The organism is Salimicrobium salexigens, assembly GCF_900156705.1.
Lineage (GTDB): Bacteria > Bacillota > Bacilli > Bacillales > Halobacillaceae > Salimicrobium > Salimicrobium album.
Genome location: NZ_FTOK01000028.1, coordinates 1 through 1,490, shown reverse-complemented (window position 1 = coordinate 1,490; position 1,490 = coordinate 1). Strand labels below are relative to the sequence as shown.

Genomic DNA, 1,490 nt, shown 5'->3' with positions numbered 1-1,490 from the left:
TGAACTGTAACCCTGAAAATGGACAGTTTAATAAAAAGTGCTAGGCTGCTATAAGATGACCTCGGTATTGAGCCGGGGTCATTTTTTGTAAGGACCACTGGTATCGATGGTTGTTGTAATAATCCATGTATTCGTCGATGGCTTGTTGCACCTCGGAGAAAGAGAAACAGGCCTTGAAGTTGATGCCGTCTTTCATGTGGCCGAAGAAGGATTCCATCGGGGCATTATCCCAACAGTTGCCTCTTCGAGACATCGACTGGTGTAACCCCAGGTCTTTCACTTTTTTCTGGAACGCAGGATGCGTGTAATGCATACCCTGATCTGAGTGAATCAGACAATCGGGATGAGGGAAGAAATCCTCCCGTTCCATTAACTTATCAAGAGTCGTGTAGACGATATCCATCTTCAAAGAGGTCGATAGATAGTAAGCCAGAATCTCACGGATCGCCCCATCTTTGATGGCCGAAAGGTAAGCCTTCTGTCCCTTCGCATAATAGAGATACGTGATATCCATTAAAAGGACGCGTTGTGGTTCCTCGTGATCGAAGTGACGCTCCAGCTTATTGTCACATGTTTGATGTTCCTGGGTCGCTTGAGCGATTTGTTTATAAGGGTTCGCTCTGCGAATGGTACATACGAGGTTGTATTTCTTCATGATGCGTCGAATACGTTTATGGTTCATCACGACGTGTTCATCGTTCTCCACCATCATTTTGATGGGGAGAGCTCCGACTCTGCCCTGACGCCGGTCGAACGCTTTCTTGATGATTTCATAATCCGCCTCATCTTTCTGTTCCCTCTTATGACGGGCATCCTCTGATTTCAACCAGTTGTAGTACCCGGACCGGCTTACCCGGGCAATCTCACAAAAATACCGGATCATATGGGGGAAACCATGAGTCCGGAGGACTCGTTCAATGAGTTGAAATTTCTCTGAGGTGGTTATCTCTTCTTCTTCGCCTGCCTTTCGAGTTCGTCGAGCTTTTTTACAAAATCCAACTCTGCCTCCAGATACGCAATACGCGCTTCTGCCTTCTTCAATTGATCTTCGGAAGAAAGATGTTTCGAGGAAGGTCTCCCTGTGGAACCTTTGCCCCGTCGCTCGGTATAGAACCCATCTTCTCCGTGTTCATGGAATATCTTGCGCCACCGTTTCAAACACTCTTTAGGCTTCTTGGCGCCAATCATCGCCACATCGAAACCGTGGTTTACAAAGATATGAGACGGGCTCTTTCCTTCTTGGTTTTCTTTCACAGCCTTCACTTTGAAGGCTGGGGCATAGGTGATGGAACGATCAGTCACCTTGAGGACGTTCGGATTGGACGCTAACTCTTTTCTTTGTGCTTCGGTAAACATTATCTTCGTCATGTTTTTCAACCCCGCTCTTTGTCGTTAATTTGATTATAAAGGAACTTCGAGGTTAGGAAACATAAAAAACCCCGAATAAGGGGCACTTTTTTTCGTGTCCATTATTCGGGGTATAGTTCAAT

The 1,490-nt window shown here is 46.0% G+C and carries 1 protein-coding gene; it reads right to left on the bottom strand.

Annotation, left to right across the window (positions count from 1 at the left end; genetic code table 11):
* Positions 1-40: 40 nt before the first annotated feature.
* A protein-coding gene (locus BW931_RS13335; protein WP_143541895.1) for an IS3 family transposase occupies positions 41-1,368 on the bottom strand; the annotation gives its coding sequence in 2 pieces (ribosomal slippage) (positions 41-996 and positions 996-1,368; 1,329 coding nt in all).
* Between the last annotated feature and the right edge of the window lie 122 nt (positions 1,369-1,490).